We start from the raw sequence: 18,199 nt of genomic DNA on the forward strand, positions 1-18,199 counted from the left end.
AAACACCCCCTTCGAGGGTCCCCCTTTCGCGGCCGTGCGTTGGGCTTGGCGGAGGCATTGCATGAGTTCGATCGACGACACGATCATCGACACGCCCGAGGGGCCGATGACGTTTGCGCAGTGGAAGAAGAAGAACCCGGTCCAGCTGCCCTCGCGCCGGACCAAGGGGAAGAAGCTGCCCAACAAGGTGAAGCTGACCACCGACGAGAAATAGCGGGGCCTAAAATCCTCCCCCGCAAGGGGGAGGTGGCTGGCATTTGCCAGACGGAGGGGGAGGACGCGGAACAGGCGTCATCGCCGTCCTCCCCCTCCGTCACCTTCGGCGACACCTCCCCCTGGCGGGGGAGGATTGCACGCTCAGTGCTTCCCCGAACTCCCTGACCCCTGCCGCGCCCGGATCATCCGCGCCTGGAACTTCACGCGTTGCCAGAACGTCGCGTCGTCTAGGCGCCATTGGCGGATCGCCTGGGTCGCCAGCGTCTCGATCAGCGCCTCGCTGGTCGCCGCATCCTGCGCCGCAAACGCCCGTGCGAGATCCTCGACGCACGGACCGTGATCGGTGAAGTCGCGCGGCAGCGGCATGGGTGTGGGCTGGCTCGGCATCGGCATATATCTCTCTCCCTGTAATTAACGTCGACCACCGAACAGGGCGCGCGTGGCGCCACCCAGCGTCGTCTGGTCGAACTTCAGCCGCATCGTGACGTACGGCCCCTGCCGCGTGTAGCGGTCGTCCTCGAAATCGCGGTCGCGGTAGCCGGACACGTTGTAGCCGGCGCTGATCCACGTGTTCTGCGCGGGCGACACGCCGACCGACGGTCCGCCGCTCCACGACCAAGCGCCACGCTCCCACGCGTGCTGGACCGAGCCGCTGATGCCGATGTCGAACCGCGTGCCGATATCCTGGTGCAACTCGAACCCGGTCACATCGATATACCCGTCATAGGTATCGTCGGCGAAGCGCCCGGCGACGTATTTCGCGCCGTAATACAGCGTCGCCTCGGTGCCGTGGCCAAGCCCTTCCGGGCCGGTGCGATAGTTCACGGCGAGGTTGTTGATGATCCGCGACGTCACCTGGTCGCCGCCGCCATACGCCGGCACGCCGAGCGAATTGGTGTCGGTAAACCCGGCATCCGCGCTCTCGTGCCGCAATTCGAGCCGTTCGAGCACCGACCAGCGGCTGTCGAGCGGACGCAACGCGAGCGCGACGTCAGCGGTGGCATAGGTCGCGACCGCACCGGTCTTGTCCTTGATCGTGTACCCCTTGATGCTCGACGCGAGCGTCTTGCCCTGGCCCAGTGTGCGCAGGAAGTTGGTGGTGATCCCCCAGCGATCGCCGCTGTCGGCATTGCGGTATTCCAGACGCCCGTTCACCGACCAGCGGGTCTGGCGGTAGGTCGCGCCGAGCGTCACCGCGGCATAATCGCCGTTGGTCTGGTCCTGCCCGACATAGCCACCCGAGGTGACCGGCTGGAAGGCATTGACCACCGCACCCTTGGGGATCTCGCCCTTCAACGTGTTGCTCGCGTCGAGCGTGCCGTCGACGGTCCAGTTCTTACCAAGCGGCACCGACTGGCTGAGCCCGTATTGCGCATAGGTCCGCGCGCCATTCTCGCCGATCGCCTGCTGGTTGAGCGTACTCATCAGCTTCGCACCGGTCCAGGGCGCGACGTCGACGCCGAACTGCTTGGTATGCGCGACATAGCCGTCGCCGTTCGCGATCTCGTATCCGCCGATCAGGCGGATGCCGGGCTTGATCCGGTAGGCGAGCTCGATCTGGTGGCGGATCGGGAAGTCGACGCTGTCGCTGTCGCCACCAGGCGCGAACTGGGTCTGGCCGGTGAGCGTCACCGCATTGCCGAACAGCGCTTGCGTGCCGCCGACCGTCAGCAGACGACTGTCGCGGTTCTTGCCGTCCATGCCGCGGTCCGACGCGAACTGGCCGCCGACAAAGATCGTGCCGGTGTCGCGGCGATATTCGAGGCGGGCCTCGCCAGCGGCGCGCGTGCCCGGGTTAGTCAACTGCTGCTGGTACCAGGCGACCCCGGTCACGCTCAGCCGGTCGGTCAGCCGCAGCCGACCGTCGAGCCCGAACTTGCGCGTACCCGCCTCGACGAGGTTCTGCTGGCCGACGCCGAACGCGGTATCCTGCTGGCGGGCATAGGCGAGCAGATCGAGCTTGGTGCCGTGGTGATCGACCTCGGCCAGATAGGCGAGGCCCTGGCCCAGCCCGCCGCGACCGCCCTTGGCGATCTCGCCGCGCAGTTCGGTATTGGCGGTGACGTGCGCCTTGATATCGGCGCCGAGCACGGTGGCCTTGCCGACGGTCTCGTCGCGGATCACCGCAGCGCCCACTTCGACGCGGCCGTTGGCGAGCTTGGTCGCGACGCGCGCGGCGGCGGCGAGCTTCGCCGACCTTCCGCCCTCGACTTCATAGTCGGCGACTATGAAGGTGGGGTTCAGATTGCTGTCGCGGCTCAGGATCGGCTGGCGGAAGCGTACGGTGCCCATCGAGGTGTCGATGTCGTAGTCTATGTGGCGGGTGAGTTCGGTGCTCGAGACGATCAGTTCGGAGCGGAAGCGATCGCGGGTTTCGAGGCGTAATTTATCGCTGTTCGGCACGATGTTACGCCCCGACAGGCGGTAGGGACCGGACAGCCCGTTGCCCTGGATTTCGTCGCGCGAATACAGCGTATCGGTATGCGCGGCGAACCCGGTCGCACGCACTCGCTTGCCCTCATACGCGGTCTTGATGCCGTTGAGCGTGCGATTGTAGCGGGTCAGCTGCGTATCGGTGAAGCCGGTCTCGAAATCGCCGAACAGCGCGTAGAATTCGCGACGCTCGAGCCGCAGGTACAATTTCCGACGCGTGGCCGCATCATAGCCCTGGCGCGAACCGTCGCCGTAGACGGTGTAATAGCGGTCGGGGTCGATCGTGCCGAGCAGGCCCCGGTCGGGGTCGTATTTGCGGTCGCTGTCATAGGCGATCGTCGCCAGCCACGAGCCCTTGACGCGACCCTTGGCGTAGAAAGCGAGCTGGCCGTCGGTGACGACGCTGTTGCGCTCCGACCGCGGCAGGCCCGACTGGCGCTTGCTGAGCATGTCGTAGCCGAGCGAGCCGGCGCCGAAGCCGACCACGACCCAGTCCTTGGCGGACGCGGCAAGCCAGGCGCGAACCTCGTTGGTATGGACGACCTTCTCCTCGGTCAGCGCAACCGCGATGCGGACCGCGCCGGCCTGCGTGGTCGGCTGGAGCGCTAGGAAGGCGAGGCCGTCATCACCCACCACGAGAGCTGTGTTCGCCGAGCGTTCGCGACCAGCGATCTGACGGCTCTGTTCGAGCGCGGCTTCGACGGCGGCGGTGTAGGGCTGGTCGACCGTGAACGGCACGACCGTCCCCGCGCGAACCGGGCGACCTGTCTTGTCGGTCACGCGCACCGCGATCAGCGGGCGGGTGAGGCCGTCCGCGACCAGCCGGCTGCTCGCGGCATCGAACACCGCACGGACCGGCAGGCCCGCATAATGCACGACCCGGTCGAGCGTCTTCACGACGCTCCCATCGGCGCTTAGCACGCGCGCTTGAAGACGATTATCGCCGTCGATCAACGGGATACCCGTCCAGCGCGAAACCGCGATGTCGGTGCCGTCGCGCTGATCGGTGCCGTCGAATGCGAGCGGTTCGACCTGCTTGCCGTTGATCGTGAGCGCAACGCGCTGGCCTGGCAGGTGCTTGATGACGGCGCGGACGACCGGCGCGCGCGGATTATGGTCTGCGAGCGGGAACAGCCAGTCGACACCGGCGGTCTGGCCGCTGGCGAGCCAGTCCCGGCTGCCCGCGGCGGTGGCGGCGTCGACGACCGTGATCGGCAGTCCGGCATCGACGGCCTTGCCCTTGCCTGTCGGCTTCAGCTGGAAGTCGACGCGCTTGAGCAGGCCGCCGTCGCCCTCGACGAAGCGCGAGATCGGGCTGTTGGCCTGGCGCGTGTCGATGTCGCAGGCGACCGCCGCGTGCGTCGCGGGGATGCTCGACGTGTCGATCTGGACGACGTGACGCCCGGCGCGGACGCCCTCGAAATGGTACAGCCCGTCGCGATCGGTGGAGACGAACGTGCCGTCCTCCATCAGCAGGCGGATTCCGGGAACGCCCTTGCGCTTGTCGACCGGATCGCCGCAATTCCCCTCGCTCACGCGGCCGATGATCGTCATCGCGTCGGTGAACAGCAGCGGGCGCAGGCGAACGGAGGCCGCCGCCTCGTTGCTGGTCACGGTGCCCTGCCCGACGACACGCGCGCGGTTGAGCGCTTCGCCGGTCGGCGCGCCGGGCGCGATGCTGACGACGTATTTCAACTCGGTCGAAGCACCGGCGGCAAGCACCGGAATGACAAAGTCGAGTGAGCGGCCATCGGTCGATACGGTCGGCTCATCGCCGCCGCGCGCGGAATTGCGCTCGTAGCGCAGGCCCCTTGGCAACGTATCAGCGACGTGGAGTCCGCGCGCCGAGACCTTATCGCGATTGGTGATTCGCAGCAGGTACTGGACGAATTCTCCCGGCGACGCCTCGCGCACCGATGCCGTCTTGGTCAGCAGCAGCGTGCCCGCGCCGGGGCTGTCGAGCGGAATGTCGGCAGAGAAGGGCTCGGGCGTCGACAGCGTCAGCGAACCGCCGAAGCTGGTATCGTTGAGGATGAACGGCGTGCCCTTAGGGTCCTTCAGCGCAGCCAGCGTCGCACGGTCGACGGTGGACGGCGCGGTATAGGTGCCGGGCGGCGCGACCTTCAGGAAATAGCGGCCGGGTGCGGTCAGCGGGAACCGATACCGGCCGGTCTCGCCCGGATACACGCGACCGCTGGCGTCGGTGACGGCTTCGCCGGTGACGACGGTGGAGGGATAGCGGCTGACACCGTCGTCGCCGAACACGGTGGCCGGCTGGCCGGTCTCGTTGACCAGCGAGACGGTGGTGCCGTCGACCAGCGCGCCGGTCCGCGAATCGAAGGTGTAGCCGGCCGGATCGATCAGCAGCGACGCCATCGAGGCGAGGCTGTAGCCGTCCTCGACGAAGCTCAGCTTGATCGTCGCGCCGCGCATGTTGCGGATGTCGCAGGCGGCGAGTTCGGGATGCTTGCCCGTCGCGCTCGCAGGGATGCCGCCCGCGAAGATGCCGCTGTCGGCCGCGGTCTCGGTGAGTGTCAGCGTCGTGTGGGTCTTACCGACATCGACCGCGATGACCGCGGTCTCGCGCGCGTCCGGGTCGTGGTTACCGGCCTGGTTGTCGAGCACCAGGATCATGTCGGCATAGATGTCGATCGCCGCGACCCAGGGTGATTTGGCGAAGGTTGCCGCGTCGATCGGCGCGGGTGTGAATTGGAAGCTGGGGGTAGTCTGGCACGTCGCGCCCGTTAGGTCGTAATTGGGCGGCGGGAGGTGGAATGTGAGCGTGGTCGGGCGCTTGGCCCGGTTCACGTCGAGCGAAACCGTATTGGACGGCACCGCGCGTACGCCGGAATCGCTGGCCGCGTCGTCGAACGACAGCGTCGCGGTATTCTGGATACGCGTCGTCTGGACACCAGTCTGCGCGGCCGCCGGCAGGGTGCCGACGATCAGCCCGAGCAGGAGCGTCAGGATCAGGGCGCAAAGGCGCGAAAGGCGACGGAAGCTGGACATGAAGGGTCCTCTCCCGACGCGCGTCTCCACGCGCCGGGATCGGTCGTTCCTTTATCGAGGGACAGGTTCGCGAGAGGTGGGCTCAGTTGATCTTCACGCGGAAGCTGGCGACGACCGGCAGCAGCGAGCCCAGCGTCGGGATCGTCACCTTCACCTGCTTTGCGGTCGCATCGAACGAGCCCGTGATGCCGGTCCCCAGCAGCACCGTACTGCCGGTATCGCTCAGCGGCAGGCCATCCAGCACGCATTCATTGCCCAGACCGATACCGCCAACCGTGATCGAATTGGCTTCGTAGGTGGTGTTGGCGGGGATGAGATCGGTCAGGTTGACGTTGCGAGCCGGAGTCCCGGCCGTCCCGTTCCTGACGACCAGGCAATAGCGCACGATTGCGCCCGGGATTGCTTTGGGCGAGGCGACAAGGTTGATCGGATCGGAGAGGACCGTGGACGATTTCACGATCGTAAGATCCACGTTGCGCGTCGTGATCTCGTAGGCGAGCGTCGCCCGCCCAGAGCCGTTCAGCGCTGTATCGCCAAAGCCCGAGTCATTGTCGGCGAAGACCACGTCGACGGCACCGTCGCGGTTCGGCACCAACGCGCTCGACACCAACGCGGCGCCTGCCTTGGTATTGTCTCCACCCTCGGCGATCTGCGCCACCAGCGTCACGCTGGCGAGAGCAGCGGCCTGGTTGGCTGGGATGTTGCCGACGATGTAGACCGTCTTGGACTGGTCGGGGGCAAGTTCGCTGATGTAAGTCGCGGTATCCGCCGCGGTGTATTGATTGTCGCCGTTGTCGACGACGATCCTGAGATTGTCGACGTCGAAATTATCGCCGGTAAATAGCCCGAGCGCATAGCTCTGGATGGCGCTGAGCAGGAAGTCCTGGGTCCCGTTGGTATTGTTCGTCACGGTGAATTTCAGCACAGCGTCGGCCTCGCCGATCGTGACGGGCGTGTTGCCGCCGAGCGGTGCCACGGTCAGGTTGGCCTTGAGATCGACGACGAACGTCGCGGCGTTCGATGTCGCATTCTGCTGTACCCCGTTGACGGTGTAACTCGCCAGCGCGGTGTTGCTGATCGTCGTACCCGCGGTGGTGCCGGCGGGTCCCGGAGCGGTACCGGCCTGCGCACTGGCGGTACCAATCGACACGATGGCGGCCGTACCGGCCAACAGCGTGCGTATTACCCCTTTTGCATGCATGTCTTTGTCTTCCTTTTATGGATGGTTGGTCAGGTGTGGAGAGAGATTGGCCGGATCATTTGAGGACGGCCTGGAACGCGAACTGGCCCTGCGAACCCGCCGCTAACGGGCTCGCGAGGCGCCACCGGACGCTGGTGACATCGTTGGGGCTCGCCGCACGCGTGCTGCCGTCGGGGCTGCGGACGCGGAGGGTGGCGAGCGAACCGAAAGTCTTGCCGTCGACCGAGACGTCGGGCGCGGGCGAACCGGGATTGGCCGATCGATAGGCGATCTGGCGCGGCAACGGGTTGTCGAGCACCACGTTCGCGAGCGGCTGCGCACCGGCGTTGTGATAGGCCAGGATGAAGATGACCTTGTCGCCCGGCGTCACTCGCGACGGCTTCACCAGCGCGACCCGCGTGGTGCCGTCGGGCGCGGCACTGCGCGCCTCGACCATGATGCTGCTGGTCACCTGCAAGGGCCCTGCGGCGGCGGACGCAACGGCGGCAGTCGACGCCAGGACGGCGGCAGTCATCGGACGTGAGATCATGGCTATGCTCCTCATTGGATCTTGGCTTTGAACTGGACGGTATGGGCGGACGCCGCGGCGACCTGGCCGAGCGCGACGGTGATCCCCGGCCCCTGCGCGCCGCCTGAATCGAAGCGGCCGGCATCGCCGTCGGCGCCGTCGCTGAGCGGTGCGCCGTCGAGCGTCAGGCTGCCCGGAACGAAGACGGTGCCCGAGGGAATCGGATCGGCGATCCGCGCACCGGTGACGGCATCGGTGAAGCGCGCCTCCAGCGTATAGGTGATGACCGCGTCGCGTACCGCGTTCTGCGACCCGTCGGCGGCGCGCACCGACTGGCTCTTGAGCAGTATCGGGCCGGTGGGGCCCGTGCCGATCGGAACCGAGACGGTGGCGAGTGCGCCGGTCGGTCCGACGACCGCATCGCCCCCGCCGTCACCCGCGCCGGGGTAGGAATTGCCGCTCGTCCCGGATCCCGTGGTCGAGCGCGCAGTAACCGTCAGCACTGCGTTCGTGGTGCCGCCGTCCGGCGTTGCTACCAGGATCGCGAGCAACTTGATCGACTGGCCGGGTGCCAGGAGCGGCGTCTTGCTATAGGCCGGCGCGACGTCCTTGGCAGGGTCGTAGCGGCCGTCGCCGTCGGTATCGATCACCAGCGTGCGCAACGTCGCCATGCCGGGCGACACCGATGCGGTGAGCGTGAACGCTTCGGCGCCATTGTCGAGGTTGGTCAGCGTGAAGGGGATCGCGACGGGCTGCGTGGTGACGACGACCGCACCCTGCCCGTCGCAGACCAGCGCTACATCGAGCCGTTCGGCGACGATGATCGTGACGGTGTTGGAGCTGGTCGACTGCGCCGCACCATCGGCATCGTACCGCAAGCCCGCGGTATTGACGATCGGCGTACCCGCTGGCGTGCCGATTGACGTCGCTATCGCTGGCGTCTGCGCAAGCAACGGCTGCGGCAATCCCGCGCTCAGTATGCAGGACAGCAGGCAAGGTGCCGCAGCGCGTCGAAACCGCCTGCTCTTTCCTCCATGCTGTGACATCAGACGAATCAATTTTCTTCCCTTCGATCGGGAACAAATTGTCGGAAGCCACTTAATCAAATACTACGAAATCATAATGGGATCATAAAGCCAAACTATGATAGTTAATGTGACAACATCCGTTTTCAGATAAACGTTCATTACATCACACAGCAAAACGGTATCTTTCGTCATTTCCGTTCTATTGTTGAGAAATACAGAACCGTAGTGGCTTTATTTATGTAGATATAGTCCAGACGCAAAAAGACCGGCCAGACAACGTCCCTCGAGAAGACGCGTCATGGCCGGCCGTGACAGGCGTATTGATCGAGTTAGTCGCGAAGAAGCGCGCGCAGATAAGCCTTCATCTGCTGGTCTCCGGTATAGCTCAGCGATATCTCGACGCGGCGCCGATCGGTCGGGTCGGTGACGCGGTCGATCAGTTTCAGTTTGTGGAGATGTTCGATCCAGCGCTGCGATGTGGTGACAGGCGCGTCGGACATGCTGACCAGCGCCTTGATGTTCATCGGCATACGATCGTCGCGCGATGCGAACAGTGCGAGAAGCATATCCCAGGCCGGTTCATGGAACAGTTCGCCGGGCAGGAACTGCCGCCGCAATCGCCGTTGTTCGAGCACCGCATTCGCATGCTCGACGAGCGCGGCATCATTCGGTTCGTTCCCCGCCGGCACCGGTTCCGCGGCCTTGGCGACCCGCCCATTGAATTCTTCGGCGACGGCCGACAATTTTGCAGTCAGATCCTTGATCAATTCCACGACGGTTTCGTTTTTCACCAAAGGCTCCCCATTGCCATCGACCCGTTACCATCGACCCCCGATCGGAACCGCCATGCCCGCAGCCTGTCGCTGCTATCGCACGTCAATCCTCGACCATCCCAGATACGGGCTGAGATACCCCGACCTTCGAACTAAACGCTAAAACTTCAGCGCCGTCCTGCCGATTTGTTAAATGCGGAAACGCACGTCAACAAATAGAACTATATCTAGGTATGATATTCAAACTTATTTTATATTAATCAAATCGTTATGGGTCTTATAAGCTCGCCAGCTGTCCATTTCGGGTTTGGATGAGAACCACGAACCGGTATATTTATAGCAACGCGCAAGTTGGGGCTGAGGATGCTTTACGGCCAACATATCGCTTCAGACGCGAAACCGATTTGCGACGAACAGATATAGCGTGCGTCCCATAGTCCGATCGAACGTGCCATGCGTTGGGCGTCGGTCGCAGGAAAGGGTATCGTGTCCGCTTATCTCAATGCCGTAGGGTCCGCCGTTCCCGGTCACGATATCCACGCGGCGTTCATCGCCTGGGCGCGAACGCGGGTCGATGCCCGTGCCGAGCGCGTGTTCGACCGAATGGCGTCGCGGTCGGGGATCGGTCATCGCTGGTCGGTATTGCCGCCGACTGCGGACGGTGGCTCACCGGTCGACGACGCCGGCTTCTACGCGGCGGAACCGCATCCGGGGACGAGCGCGCGGATGGTCCTGTATGCCGAGCATGCGCCCGACCTCGCGATTCGCGCGATCGAGGCGTTGCGCGGGAAGGTCGCGGTGGAGGGCATCACGCATCTGGTCGTGGCCAGTTGCACGGGCTTCGTCGCGCCGGGGATCGACCAGATCATCGCGCGCAGGCTTGGTCTTTCGTCGAGCGTGGAGCGGCTGCTGATCGGCTTCATGGGGTGCTACGCGGCGATCGTCGCGTTGCGGAGTGCGCGGCATATCGTGCGGTCGGAGCCGAAGGCCCGCGTGCTGGTGGTGACGGTCGAGCTGTCCACGCTGCACCTGCAACCGGCCAACGATATTGAGGCACTGCTGGCGATGCTGCAGTTCGGCGATGGGGCTGCTGCGGCACTGGTGACGGCGGATGCGACCGGCTTCGCGCTCGAAGCACCGTTTGCCGCGTCTCTGCCGGATAGCGAAAAGTTGATCCGCTGGGACGTCACCGATGCGGGCTTTGCGATGCATTTGTCGGGGGAGGTGCCGGGGCGGATTGCCGCCGCGCTGTCCGACGAGGCGTTTCGCGCGATCGTGAGTGCGGGTCAGCCGCCCGAATCGATCGACGGTTGGGCAGTCCATGCGGGCGGGCGATCTATCCTCGATGCGGTCGAACATGCGATGCATTTGAACCCCGAAGCGCTGGCGGCGTCGCGGCAGGTGCTCGCGGACAATGGCAACATGTCGTCGGCGACGTTGATGTTCGTGTTCGAGCGATTGCTCGCAGGGCCACCGGTCACGCACGGCGTAGCGCTGGCGTTTGGGCCAGGGCTGGCGGCGGAGGGCTTCGGATTTCGGAGCGCGACATGAGCCTCGCGGTCCGCAGCCAGGCCGAGGAGCTGATGGATGCCGACGATCTCGATGCGGCAACCTATGCGGACGTCGTCGGCGATCTTGCCACCGTCAACACGGTGACGATGGCGCGCCGCCCGACGCTCGACTTTCTCGCGCGGGCGACCAAGGGGCGGAAGAGCTTCCGGCTGCTCGACGTGGGGTTCGGCGATGGCGACATGCTGCGACGGATTGCGCGCTGGGCGAAGGCGAAGGGTGTCGAGGCGGAGCTGGTCGGGGTCGACCTCAACCCGCGCAGCGAACAGGCGGCGCGGGCGCATGGCGGGGCGATCCGCTACGTCACGGGCGGCTATGCCGACCTCGGGCATGAGCCGTGGGACGTGATCGTCAGCAGCCTCGTTGCGCACCACATGAGCCACGACCAGTTGATCGCATTCCTGCGGTTCATGGAGGGACATGCGAGCGCGGGGTGGTTCGTCAACGACCTCCACCGCCACGGTTTCGCGCATTGGGGCTTCCCGGTTCTCGCGACGATCGCGCGCTGGCATCCGATCGTCCGGCACGACGGCACGCTGTCGATCGCGCGCAGCTATCGCCCCAACGAATGGCCGCCGCTGCTGGCCGAGGCGGGCATCACCAAGGCGAAGGTCCGCCGCGTCTTTCCGTTCCGGTTATGCGTCGAACGCCTGCGCTGATCGTCGGCGGCGGGCTCGCCGGCGCCGCGACCGCGATTCGGTTGGCGCGTGCCGGCCTGCCGCATTTGCTCGTCGAGCGATCGCGCGAAACCGGTGACGCGATATGCGGCGGGTTTCTGAGCTGGCGGACGCTGGAGACGCTGGCCGGGCTCGGGATCGATCCCGACACGCTCAACCGCGAACGCGTGACGCGCGCCCGCATCTTCGCGGGTAATCGCCGCGCCGAAGCCGCCCTCCCCCATCCGGCGGTCTCGGTTACGCGCTACCGGCTCGATACGGTCATGCAGGCCGAAGCCAAACGGCTGGGCACGCCGGTGGAGCGCGGCGTCACCGTGCGCGAGATTGACGGGACGAGCGCGAGGCTCGCAGACGGTGCGACGATCATGGCCGACGCGCTGTTCCTCGCGAGTGGCAAGCACGACGTTCGCGGGATGGCGCGCCCCGAGGACGCGCGCGGTGCCGACCCGACCTTGGGTATCCGGGTTAGGATCGCCCCCTCGCCTGCGCTGAGCAAATCGCTCGCGGGGGGCATCGAGCTTCATCTGTTCGACCGCGGCTATGCCGGCTTGGCGATGCAGGAGGACGGCAATGCGAACCTCTGCATGGCTGTGCATCGCTCGCGGCTTCAGGCGGCAGGTTCCCCCGCACAGCTGCTCGAAGCACTCGGCCGAGAGATGCCCGCGCTCGGCGAATGGGTCGCGCTGATCGACCCGAGCGCACAGATCGATGCGATCGCGAACGTCCCTTACGGCTGGCGCCAGCGCACCGGCGCCGACGCGCTCTTCCGGCTCGGCGATCAGGCTGGCGTGATCCCCTCGCTCGCCGGCGAAGGCATGGGCATCGCGCTCGCCAGCGGAGTCGCCGCCGCGCGCGCCTATGAGAACGGTGGCCCCGCCGCCGCATCGTCATGGCAGAAGGATTTTGCCGGCCGCCTCGCCCGCCCGATCGGTATCGCCGGCATCGTCCGTCACATCGCCGAGAGCGAACGCGCCGCGTGGTTGCTTCCTTTCCTGCGCCCAACACTGATCCAGGTCATCGCCAACGCAACCAGATTGGGGCAATCTTGAAAACCGCCCCGCCAGCACGAGATGCATGTCCATGGACCAGCTCAATCTTTCCGAGGCCGAATGGCGCAAGCGGCTATCCGCCGAACAATATCATGTGCTGCGCGAGGGCGGCACCGAGCGCGCCTTCGCGGGCGTGCTAAACGACAACAAGGCCGACGGGATCTACCGGTGTGCCGCGTGCAGCAACGAGCTGTTCGACAGCGCGGACAAATATGATTCCGGATCGGGCTGGCCGAGCTTCACGCAGCCGATCCGCCCCGACGCGGTCACCGATCACGCCGATCGCAGCCACGGCATGACCCGGATCGAGACGCGGTGCGCGCGCTGCGACAGCCATATGGGGCACGTGTTTCCAGACGGTCCGCCGCCGACCGGGCAGCGTTATTGCATGAACTCGCTCTCGCTCGAATTCCGGCCGCGCAAAGCGAACGTCGCGGCCTGATGTCGCTTGTAGGGCGGGACCATCGCGCGTAATTCTGCGGCCACATGGCTCGTACGCGTTCTGCTCCCCCGTCCCGCCGGTCCCCAACTCCCCCGGCGTCACGCTGGCGGCGGCGGCTGGTCGTGTTCCTGCAGCTTTGCGTCGGGATCGGCGTTCTCGCGCTCGGTGCGCTGGCGATCGCGGTATATATCGCGATGTCGCAGCTCCCCAGTTTCGACAGCCTGAAGTCGTCGCCCAACGGCCAGATGATCCGCGTCCATGCCGCCGACGGCACCGTGATCGTGTCGATGGGACCGAGCTTCGGCGAGTGGCTCCCTTACGGACAGATCCCCAAGGTGATGCGCGACGCGACCGTCTCGGTCGAGGATCGCCGCTTCCGCTCGCATATCGGCGTCGATCCGGTCGGCATCGCGCGCTCCGTGAAGGTGCGGTTCGATCGCGGGCACTGGACGCAAGGGGGGTCGACGATCACGCAGCAGCTCGCGCGTACCGTCTTCCTCAACAACCAGAAGAAGTTCGGGCGCAAATTCCGCGAGGGCATCCTGGCGTTCGCGCTCGAATGGAAGTTTTCAAAGGACCAGATTCTCGAACTGTACCTGAACAAGGTCTATTATGGCGGCGGCGCCTACGGGATCGACGCGGCTTCGCGTAAGTTCTTCGGTCATGGCGCAGATCATCTGAGCCTGGCCGAAGCCGCCGTCATCGCTGGCCTCGTCAAGGCACCGTCCAACTACTCGCCGACCGCCGATGCCGAGGCCGCGATGGGCCGCGCCGGTGTCGTGCTGGAGACGATGCAGGAAACCGGCGCGATCAGCGCTTCCGAAGCTGCCAATGCCGACGTGTCCGGTCTGAAACTCGCGCCTGAGCCGAAGCAGAACAGCGTCCGGTATTTTACCGACTGGGCGCTGCCGCAGCTCGATACGCTGATCGACGAGACGACCGAACCGCTCGAAGTCTGGACGACGCTCGACCTGACGATGCAGCGCCAGGCGGACGACGCGATCCGCGCGAATGCACCTCCCGGAGCACAGGGCGCACTGGTGGCGCTCGATCGTGGCGGCGAAGTGCGCGCGATGGTCGGCGGCAAGGATTACGTGTCGTCGATCTACAACCGCGCGACGCAGGCGGTCCGCCAGCCGGGCTCGTCGTTCAAGCTGTTCGTCTACCTCGCCGCGCTGGAGGCTGGCCACAAACCCGAGGACTCGATCGTCGACGAACCCGTCACGATCAACGGCTGGAGCCCGCGCAACGATTCGCGACGCAACTCCGGCGCGATCTCGTTGCGCACCGCGTTCGCCTATTCGCTGAACACCGTCGCCGCCAAGCTCGGCCAGGAGGTCGGCTTCAACACGGTCGCCGACATGGCGCGGCGGTTCGGGATCACGACGCCGGTCAACGTGCATCCGTCGATGGTGTTGGGCACGTCGGAGGTTCGAGTGATCGACATGACGCGCGCGTTTGCGTCGGTCGCCAGCAAGGGCGTTGCGGTGACTCCGTACGGGATCACGCGCGTCACGGCGAACGGCCAAACGATCTACACGCATGAGGTCGACCGCAGCCATGTGCTGGTCGCGCCCTATGTTGCCGCCGAGATGACCGACCTGTTGCAGACCGCGGTCAACACCGGCACCGGGCGCGCGGCGCAGATCGGTCGTCCGGTCGCGGGCAAGACCGGCACCACTACCGCATCGAAGGATGGCTGGTTCCTCGGCTTCTCCAGCGGTATCACCACGGGCGTGTGGATGGGTCGCGACGATGCCAAGCCGATCGCCGGCCTGCACGGCGGCACCGCGCCGGCAAAGGCGTGGGCGGCGTTCATGAAGCCAGCGACGGCCAACCGTCCGATCGAGCAGTTCGATACGAAGGTCACGCTACCCGAATGGCAGCTGGAGCCGGACGAGAAGAGCTATTTCGGGCAGCCCGACAATGGCCAGATGGCGGTCGACCCGGATGGCAATCCGATCGAGCAGGGCCAGCCGCCCGTACCGACCGATGCGCAGACCGGCGACACGATCCCGCGGCCCGATGCGGATCAGCCCGAGGTGGCACCTGCTCCGCCCCAACAGCAGATGAACCAGGACTGGATCGACCGTGTTATCGGGCGCGATCGCCGCGAGCCGTCACCGGCTGGGCGGCAACCGCTCCAACGCGATGTGCCGCGCGATCAGGTGCAGACGCAGCGCTTCCAGAGCGATCAGGAAGAGCGCCCGAACCAGTGAAGGCCCGCGCCGTGCGTGCGTAACCACACGCGCGCGGGTGTGGGATCTTCGCCGTAGAGTTGCTCGACCAACGCGTGAAACACCGGCGCGTGGTTCATGTGGACGCGGTGCGCGACTTCGTGCGCGACGGTGGCGCGGCGGACCCAGCTCGGCGCGAGGATTAGGCGCCAGCTGTAGCGGATGACGCCGCTCGATGCGCAACTGCCCCAGCGGCCTTTGGCATCGCCGACCGCGACCTGCGCTATGCTGACCTTCGCCTTGGCAGCGTATTCGGCGGTTTCGGTTTCCAGCACGGCGATTGCGGTGCGCTTGAGCCAAGCCTCGACGCGACGCGCGATCGTTTCTGAAGGGCCTGACAGCGACAGGACCGAGCCTTCACGGACCACGGTTCGGCGGCTACCGGGCGTCCACTCGATCGTCAGCGGCTCGTCGGCGACGGTGAGGACCGCACCAGGCACGAACGGGCGCGGCGACGGGAGCAGCGCGCGCTGTTCGGCGATCCAGCCGGCCTTGTCCTCCGCCCAGGCCAGTGCCTGCTTCAACGCCGCACGCTTGGGGAGGACGAGGCGCGCCCGGCCACTCGCGGGATCGATCGACAGACGCGCGCGGCGTGCGCGCGGGTGACGGACGATCTCCAGGCCCTCGATCATCGGGCTATCACCGGGTCAAAGCTCGCGGTCGATCACGTGATATTCGAGCTCGCCGGCCTCGTCCTCGCTGATCGTCCAGCCGCGCACCGATTGCTTGGCGCGGTGGACCGCCTCGCGGTCACCGCAGACGAGGTAGTGCCATTCGGGCAATTGTTCGCCCGCGGCGCGCAGGCGGTAGGCGCAGGTCGAGGGCAGCCAGTCGATCCCGCGGACGTTGCCGGTCGTCAGCCTCACGCATTCGGGGACATAGGCGTGGCGGTGGCGGTAGTCGGAGCATTGCCCGCTGCGCCGGTCGAGCAGGCGGCACGAGACGTTGGTCGCGACCAGTTCGCCGGTATCCTCGTCCTCGAGCTTGTGGATGCAGCATTTGCCGCAGCCGTCGCACAAGGCTTCCCACTGGCCGCGGTCGAGCTGCTCGATCGGCGTATCTTCCCAGAAGCGCGCGCTCACCGGGCCCAGCGCTTGATTTCCGTCACCACGGCGTCGGGCCCTTGTTCCTGCGGCAGCAAAGCGAGGGGCTTGCCGTCCGGGTCCATCAGATAGGCCTGGCGCGAGTGGTTTACGAGGTAGCCGCCACCCGGCGACGCGTCGCCCTTGCTCGAATACACCGCATATTCGGTCTTGATCTGCGCGATCTGCGCGTCGGTGCCGGTGAGCCCAACCATGCGCGGGTGGAACGCGGAGACGAACTGCTTGAGTACCGCGGGCGTATCGCGCGCCGGATCGACCGTCACGAACACCGGCACGATCTTCGCGGCAAGCGCAGGGTCGCTCGCCTCGAGCTTTTTCACCGCGGCGCCGATCGCCTGGACATCCGTCGGACACACATCGGGACAGAAGGTGTAGCCGAAATACATGATGCGGTATTTGCCGTCGAAGTTGCGCTCGGTAACAGTCCGCCCGTTCTGGTCCGTCAGCGTGAAGGCACCGCCGATCCGCGCGCCTTCGAGCGGCGGTTTGGCGGGCGGTGCTGAGGCGGTGCACGCCGATAAGGCGAGTGCCGGTATGATAAGGAAACGGAGGGTCATGGTCCCGCCAGCCTTGATCTGTTCGCTACTGCGGCGCAAGCGTCACCCTATATCCAGGACGAACCAAGGAAGTCTCTCGATGCGTATCCGCTTGATGCTCGCCGCCACCCTCCTGACGCCAGCGCTCGCCTGCGTCGCGGCGCCCGCGTTCGCGCAAGGCCAGTCGGAGGGGTACAAGTTCCTGTCCGCGGTGCGCGATGCGAAGAACAACGAGGTGCTGGAGATGCTCGGCAAGCCCGGCAGCAACATCATCAACACGCGTGACGTGACCAGCGGCGAAGGCGCGCTGCACATCGTCATCAAGCGGGGCGACGAGGTGTATCTGCGCTTCCTGCTGCAAAAGGGTGCGGACGCGAATTTGCGCGACGGCAAGGGCAATACGCCGTTGCTGCTCGCGGTGACGCTCGGCCAGACGAACATGATCCCGATCCTGACCGCGGCAGGGGCAAATCCGAACCTTGCAAATTCGGCGGGCGAGACGCCGCTGATCCGTGCGGTGCAACGCCGCGATGTGGGCATGATCCGGGTGCTGCTGGCCGAGAACGCCGATCCCGACCAGGCGGATATCATGGCGGGCATGTCCGCGCGCGCCTATGCCAAGCAGGATGGGCGTAACCCGATCGTGAGCAAGCTGCTGGAAGACGCGCCGAAGAAGGTGCGGAAGGCCGTGTCGGGGCCGAAGTTCTGAACTTGAGTGTCGGTCGCCTACGCTGCCTGAACCGCGACAGGCTCCCCTCCCTGAAAGGGAGGGGTTGGGGGTGGGTCGGCCAGCTTGCGACGCGACCTCACCCGATACGGAAACCGACCCACCCCTGACCCCTCCCTTCCAGGGAGGGGGGGGAAACCAGTGCTTTCCCTTCAGAATGCCAGCCCGTCGGCGTCCGGGTCCATCTGCGCGATTAGCCGCCGGGCCGCGCGCCGGGCGAACGCGAGCGTACACCGTTTTCGCACATGCGCCGGCAGAGGCACGGTATGCGCCTCGCGCACGATTGCCGCGTCATAGCGATCGGCGACGATGATCCCCGTCCGCTCCGGCAGGAACGCAGGACCATCCAGCGGTCCTACGTCGAACCCGGCCGGCACCGCCCAGAAATACCGGTCGCAATGCCCAAGATAATCCGGCCACTTCCCGTCGCCCAGCAGGTCGGCGCGCGACACCTTGATCTCGACGATGACGATCTGGCCACGTGCATCCACCGCCATCAGGTCGGCACGGCGGCCGCCGTCGAGCGGCACTTCGGTCATCGCGGTGAGGTCGTGGCGCAGCAACATCCGGATTACGCCGCGCGCCACGTCGGCGGCACACATCGCCGAATCGGGAGGCGATCCAGGTTTGTCGATGCAGGAGTCCGGCGGCATGTCGAGCATCCGGCGGAAATAGAACAATCCGCGAACGA

Annotated in this window: 17 protein-coding genes; 7 read left to right on the plus strand and 10 right to left on the minus strand. The window is 65.9% G+C overall.

The window, feature by feature from the left end; genetic code table 11:
• The first annotated feature begins 61 nt into the window (after positions 1-61).
• Complete coding sequence (locus tag E5673_RS19570; protein WP_165886441.1) at positions 62-214, plus strand: hypothetical protein; 153 nt, start codon at positions 62-64, stop codon at positions 212-214.
• A 143-nt stretch (positions 215-357) separates the two neighbouring features.
• Here the strand turns inward: E5673_RS19570 and E5673_RS02515 are convergent, their stop codons facing one another.
• The 6 genes from E5673_RS02515 to E5673_RS02540 all read right to left on the minus strand — a co-directional run bounded on the left by E5673_RS02515 (position 358) and on the right by E5673_RS02540 (position 9,186).
• On the minus strand, positions 358-609 hold the full coding sequence (locus E5673_RS02515) for a hypothetical protein (RefSeq protein ID WP_056064202.1): 252 nt from the start codon (positions 607-609) through the stop codon (positions 358-360).
• 18 nt (positions 610-627) lie between these two features.
• Positions 628-5,658, minus strand: coding sequence for a DUF11 domain-containing protein (locus E5673_RS02520; protein ID WP_136188810.1), 5,031 nt, complete (start codon positions 5,656-5,658; stop codon positions 628-630).
• Positions 5,659-5,740: 82 nt separating this feature from the next.
• On the minus strand, positions 5,741-6,859 hold the full coding sequence (locus tag E5673_RS02525) for a hypothetical protein (RefSeq protein ID WP_136188811.1): 1,119 nt from the start codon (positions 6,857-6,859) through the stop codon (positions 5,741-5,743).
• A gap of 55 nt (positions 6,860-6,914) precedes the next feature.
• Positions 6,915-7,388: a hypothetical protein gene (locus tag E5673_RS02530; protein WP_247599539.1), complete on the minus strand. Its 474-nt coding sequence runs from the start codon at positions 7,386-7,388 to the stop codon at positions 6,915-6,917.
• Between the two features lie 11 nt (positions 7,389-7,399).
• Positions 7,400-8,332: a hypothetical protein gene (locus E5673_RS02535; protein WP_168711552.1), complete on the minus strand. Its 933-nt coding sequence runs from the start codon at positions 8,330-8,332 to the stop codon at positions 7,400-7,402.
• Between the two features lie 392 nt (positions 8,333-8,724).
• Positions 8,725-9,186 (minus strand): hypothetical protein, encoded by a 462-nt coding sequence (locus E5673_RS02540; RefSeq protein WP_056488335.1) that lies wholly within the window; start codon positions 9,184-9,186, stop codon positions 8,725-8,727.
• Between the two features lie 468 nt (positions 9,187-9,654).
• Between E5673_RS02540 and E5673_RS02545 the strand changes: the two genes are divergently transcribed.
• From E5673_RS02545 to E5673_RS02565, 5 genes are all read left to right on the plus strand, one after another.
• The gene (locus E5673_RS02545) at positions 9,655-10,719 is read left to right on the plus strand and encodes a type III polyketide synthase (protein ID WP_247599540.1); all 1,065 of its coding nucleotides are present in this window, start codon (positions 9,655-9,657) and stop codon (positions 10,717-10,719) included.
• Positions 10,716-11,396: a methyltransferase domain-containing protein gene (locus E5673_RS02550; protein WP_136188814.1), complete on the plus strand. Its 681-nt coding sequence runs from the start codon at positions 10,716-10,718 to the stop codon at positions 11,394-11,396. The genes E5673_RS02545 and E5673_RS02550 overlap by 4 nt, the downstream gene beginning before the upstream one ends.
• Complete coding sequence (locus tag E5673_RS02555; RefSeq protein ID WP_136188815.1) at positions 11,375-12,463, plus strand: FAD-dependent monooxygenase; 1,089 nt, start codon at positions 11,375-11,377, stop codon at positions 12,461-12,463. Before E5673_RS02550 ends, E5673_RS02555 begins: the two co-directional genes overlap by 22 nt.
• Before the next feature lie 31 nt (positions 12,464-12,494).
• The gene (gene msrB, locus E5673_RS02560) at positions 12,495-12,905 is read left to right on the plus strand and encodes a peptide-methionine (R)-S-oxide reductase MsrB (RefSeq protein ID WP_136188816.1); all 411 of its coding nucleotides are present in this window, start codon (positions 12,495-12,497) and stop codon (positions 12,903-12,905) included.
• A 194-nt stretch (positions 12,906-13,099) separates the two neighbouring features.
• Entirely contained in the window at positions 13,100-15,124 is a 2,025-nt protein-coding gene (locus E5673_RS02565) for a PBP1A family penicillin-binding protein (protein WP_247599713.1), read from the plus strand.
• Here E5673_RS02565 and E5673_RS02570 read toward each other — a convergent pair.
• From E5673_RS02570 to E5673_RS02580, 3 genes are read right to left on the minus strand one after another with little or no spacing between them, the layout of a single operon-like run.
• On the minus strand, positions 15,100-15,774 hold the full coding sequence (locus E5673_RS02570) for a SprT family zinc-dependent metalloprotease (RefSeq protein WP_136188818.1): 675 nt from the start codon (positions 15,772-15,774) through the stop codon (positions 15,100-15,102). The two genes, E5673_RS02565 and E5673_RS02570, sit on opposite strands and share 25 nt — an antisense overlap.
• Positions 15,775-15,789: 15 nt before the next feature.
• The gene (locus tag E5673_RS02575) at positions 15,790-16,233 is read right to left on the minus strand and encodes a YcgN family cysteine cluster protein (RefSeq protein WP_136191313.1); all 444 of its coding nucleotides are present in this window, start codon (positions 16,231-16,233) and stop codon (positions 15,790-15,792) included.
• A complete protein-coding gene (locus tag E5673_RS02580) occupies positions 16,221-16,802 on the minus strand; it encodes an SCO family protein (protein ID WP_136188819.1) in 582 nt (193 codons plus the stop codon). The genes E5673_RS02575 and E5673_RS02580 overlap by 13 nt, the downstream gene beginning before the upstream one ends.
• Positions 16,803-16,881: 79 nt before the next feature.
• Between E5673_RS02580 and E5673_RS02585 the strand changes: the two genes are divergently transcribed.
• Positions 16,882-17,490, plus strand: coding sequence for an ankyrin repeat domain-containing protein (locus E5673_RS02585; RefSeq protein ID WP_244647334.1), 609 nt, complete (start codon positions 16,882-16,884; stop codon positions 17,488-17,490).
• A gap of 170 nt (positions 17,491-17,660) precedes the next feature.
• Here E5673_RS02585 and E5673_RS02590 read toward each other — a convergent pair whose 3' ends face one another.
• Complete coding sequence (locus tag E5673_RS02590) at positions 17,661-18,170, minus strand: MmcB family DNA repair protein (protein WP_136188820.1); 510 nt, start codon at positions 18,168-18,170, stop codon at positions 17,661-17,663.
• Positions 18,171-18,199 lie beyond the last annotated feature (29 nt).

Source organism: Sphingomonas sp. PAMC26645, assembly GCF_004795835.1.
GTDB lineage: Bacteria > Pseudomonadota > Alphaproteobacteria > Sphingomonadales > Sphingomonadaceae > Sphingomonas.

Excerpts from the sequence above, each read along its gene's own strand:
- E5673_RS19570 (WP_165886441.1), top strand. The coding sequence starts at position 62 with ATGAGTTCGATCGACGACACGATCATCGACACGCCCGAGGGGCCGATG.
- E5673_RS02515 (WP_056064202.1), bottom strand. The coding sequence starts at position 609 with ATGCCGATGCCGAGCCAGCCCACACCCATGCCGCTGCCGCGCGACTTC.
- E5673_RS02520 (WP_136188810.1), bottom strand. The coding sequence starts at position 5,658 with ATGTCCAGCTTCCGTCGCCTTTCGCGCCTTTGCGCCCTGATCCTGACG.
- E5673_RS02525 (WP_136188811.1), bottom strand. The coding sequence starts at position 6,859 with ATGCATGCAAAAGGGGTAATACGCACGCTGTTGGCCGGTACGGCCGCC.
- E5673_RS02530 (WP_247599539.1), bottom strand. The coding sequence starts at position 7,388 with ATGATCTCACGTCCGATGACTGCCGCCGTCCTGGCGTCGACTGCCGCC.
- E5673_RS02550 (WP_136188814.1), top strand. The coding sequence starts at position 10,716 with ATGAGCCTCGCGGTCCGCAGCCAGGCCGAGGAGCTGATGGATGCCGAC.
- E5673_RS02555 (WP_136188815.1), top strand. The coding sequence starts at position 11,375 with ATGCGTCGAACGCCTGCGCTGATCGTCGGCGGCGGGCTCGCCGGCGCC.
- msrB (WP_136188816.1), top strand. The coding sequence starts at position 12,495 with ATGGACCAGCTCAATCTTTCCGAGGCCGAATGGCGCAAGCGGCTATCC.
- E5673_RS02565 (WP_247599713.1), top strand. The coding sequence starts at position 13,100 with ATGTCGCAGCTCCCCAGTTTCGACAGCCTGAAGTCGTCGCCCAACGGC.
- E5673_RS02570 (WP_136188818.1), bottom strand. The coding sequence starts at position 15,774 with ATGATCGAGGGCCTGGAGATCGTCCGTCACCCGCGCGCACGCCGCGCG.
- E5673_RS02580 (WP_136188819.1), bottom strand. The coding sequence starts at position 16,802 with ATGACCCTCCGTTTCCTTATCATACCGGCACTCGCCTTATCGGCGTGC.
- E5673_RS02585 (WP_244647334.1), top strand. The coding sequence starts at position 16,882 with ATGCGTATCCGCTTGATGCTCGCCGCCACCCTCCTGACGCCAGCGCTC.
- E5673_RS02590 (WP_136188820.1), bottom strand. The coding sequence starts at position 18,170 with ATGCTCGACATGCCGCCGGACTCCTGCATCGACAAACCTGGATCGCCT.